The organism is Roseateles sp. P5_B10 (assembly GCF_056400485.1).
On the sequence record NZ_JBFULE010000742.1, the window covers coordinates 1 to 2,606 of the forward strand.

Consider the following 2,606-nt stretch of genomic DNA (forward strand, 5'->3'; position numbering starts at 1 on the left):
GGTCGAGGATGAGGCTGGACTCGCTCCAGTCGTGCTGGTGCAGCACGTAGGCCTGCTGGACCGCAGGCGGGCGCGTCAGCCGCATCGGCTCGGCCGATGAACAAAGCCACAGAGGCACAGAGGCACAGAGAAATTCAAGGTTTTCCTCTGTGTCTCCGTGCCTCTGTGGCTGTGTTGTCTTTGACGATCACTCGTAGCCGTAGCTGCGCAAATGCTCTTCGGTATCCGCCCAGCCCGAGCGCACCTTGACCCACAGCTCGAGGAAGACCCGGCCATCCATCAGATGCTCCAGCTCCTGGCGCGACTCCGAACCGATGCGCTTCAGGCGCTCGCCGCCCTGGCCGATGATCATGCCTTTGTGGGCGTCGCGCTCGACGACGATGCTGGCGCTGATGCGGCGCAGCTCGCCCTCCTCTTCCCACTTGTCGATGATGACGGTGGATGTATAGGGCAGTTCGTCACCGGTCAGGCGAAACAGCTTCTCGCGGATGATTTCGCTGGCAAGGAACTTCTCGCTGCGGTCGGTCAACGCATCCTCTTCGTAGAACCAGCCCTGCTCGGGCAGATAAGGCTTGAGGATCTTGAAGAGGCGGGTGACGTCGGATTCCTTCTTGGCCGACAGCGGCACGAACTCGCTGAAGTTGCGGCGCTCCTGCATGCCCTTGAGCCAGGGGGCCAGCTCCGCGCGGCGGTGCACGGCATCCAGTTTGTTGGCGATCAGCACGACCGGCTTGTCTTCGGGCAGCAGGCCCAGTACCTTGGCGTCATCCAGGCCAAAGCGGCCGGCCTCGACGACGAAGAGCACGAGGTCAACGTCGGCCAGCACGCCGTGTACGGTGCGGTTGAGCGTGCGGTTGAGCGCGGCGTTGTGCTTGGTCTGAAAGCCGGGCGTGTCAACGAAGACGAACTGCGCCTCCTCGACAGTGCGCACGCCGGTGATGCGGTGGCGCGTCGTCTGGGCCTTGTCGGACGTGATGCTGACCTTCTGCCCGACCAGGGCGTTCAGCAACGTGGATTTGCCGACATTGGGGCGACCGACGATGGCGATGAGGCCACAACGCTGGGGAGGACCGTCAGCGGTGGCAGCGGCAGTGGGTACAGCGTCGGTGGTCATGATTTGCCTCGTTCGGCGGTGAGTCTATCCAGCAGGCGGCTGGCAGCCTCCTGCTCGGCGGTGCGGCGGGAGCGGCCTTCGCCGAGTTCGGCCACGTCCAGGGCCGGCACCGCACATTCGACCTCAAAGGTCTGGGCATGGGCCTGGCCGCGCGTCGCGACGATACGGTAGCTGGGTACGGCGATGCGGCGGGCCTGCAGCCATTCCTGCAACGCGGTCTTGGCGTCCTTGGCGAAGTCGCCGGCGCTGGTGGCGGTCGTGATGGTCTCGCCGAGCAGGCGGCGCACGATGGCCAAAGCAGCGTCGTAGCCAGCGTCGATGTAGGCCGCGCCCAGCACGGCCTCGACAGCGTCGGCCAGGATGGACGGGCGCTGCGCGCCGCCGCCACGGGCTTCGCCGTCGGACATCTTCAGCACCGCCGGCAAGCCCATGGCCAGCGCCAACTTGTGCAGGCTTTCCTCGCGCACGAGATGGGCGCGCACGCGGGTCAGGTCGCCTTCGTCGGAGCCGGCATAGCGCTCGTACAGCAGGCTGGATACGGCCAGGCTGAGCACGGCGTCGCCGAGAAACTCCAGGCGCTCGTTGTGATCGGCGCCGTAGCTGCGATGGGTCAGGGCGCGTGCCAGTAATTCGGGTCGCTGGAAACGATGGCCCAGGCGCTGTTGCAGGGCCTCAAGCACGGCGCTCATCGAAGCGGAAGCAAGGTCAACGCGACTTGCCGTGGTACTTGATCAGCAGGTAGACCGGCCCGAAGAGGTCAATCTCCTTGTCCCAGGCGAACTCGATGACGACACGGTCATTGCCGTCCTTGGTCACGACGAGGTCGCTGCTCTTGAGGCTCTGGATCGAGTATTCGACGGCGATGGCTTTGTCGAACTCCTGGCGCACCTGAGGCACGGTGGAGGGGTTGCCGGCCGAGATACGGTCGACCACGCGCTGCACGGTGTAGTACTCCAGCACCGTCGGGAAGACCTTCATGCCGACGACGGCCGTGGCGGCGAGAACGATGCCCCAGAACAGCAGGCCGAACAGCGTGACGCCACGCTGGCGGCGAGAGGAGGTCGGCGACGAAAGGAGGCTGCTGCTCATCTGGGTGTCAATTGAAGAAGGTACCGATGCGCTTGAGGTTACCGAAATTCATCCACACCAAGAAGGCCTTGCCGACGATGTTTTCATCCGGCACGAATCCCCAGAAGCGCGAATCGCGCGAGTTGTCGCGGTTGTCGCCCAGCATGAAGTAGTGTCCGGCGGGCACCTTGCAGGTTACGCCCTCGATGGTGTAGCGGCAATTCTCCTGGAAAGGGAAGGGGCCGTCGGCACGGTCGGCACGGAAGAAGGTCTGGGCCTGCGGCTGCACGAGGATCTCGTGCTCCTTGTCGCCGAGCTTCTCCAGGAAGCGGGGTCGGTAGACGCGCGGCGAGCCGCTGTCGTCATAGAAATTGCCCTGGGGCTGCACCGGCGCGGCCTGGCCGTTGATGTAGAGCTTCTGGTT

General features: G+C 64.7%; 4 protein-coding genes. All 4 read right to left on the bottom strand.

All coding sequences use genetic code 11. From position 1 onward, the window contains the following. Positions 1–187: 187 nt before the first annotated feature. On the bottom strand, positions 188–1,114 hold the full coding sequence (gene era, locus AC1DU6_RS26875; protein ID WP_056204237.1) for a GTPase Era: 927 nt from the start codon (positions 1,112–1,114) through the stop codon (positions 188–190). Then, positions 1,111–1,803, bottom strand: coding sequence for a ribonuclease III (gene rnc / locus AC1DU6_RS26880; protein ID WP_056204240.1), 693 nt, complete (start codon positions 1,801–1,803; stop codon positions 1,111–1,113). Before rnc ends, era begins: the two co-directional genes overlap by 4 nt. A gap of 16 nt (positions 1,804–1,819) precedes the next feature. Beyond that, on the bottom strand, positions 1,820–2,203 hold the full coding sequence (locus AC1DU6_RS26885) for a DUF4845 domain-containing protein (RefSeq protein ID WP_056204243.1): 384 nt from the start codon (positions 2,201–2,203) through the stop codon (positions 1,820–1,822). 7 nt (positions 2,204–2,210) lie between these two features. Beyond that, the coding region (gene lepB / locus AC1DU6_RS26890) for a signal peptidase I (protein ID WP_477860856.1) at positions 2,211–2,606 on the bottom strand (396 nt) is incomplete at its 5' end.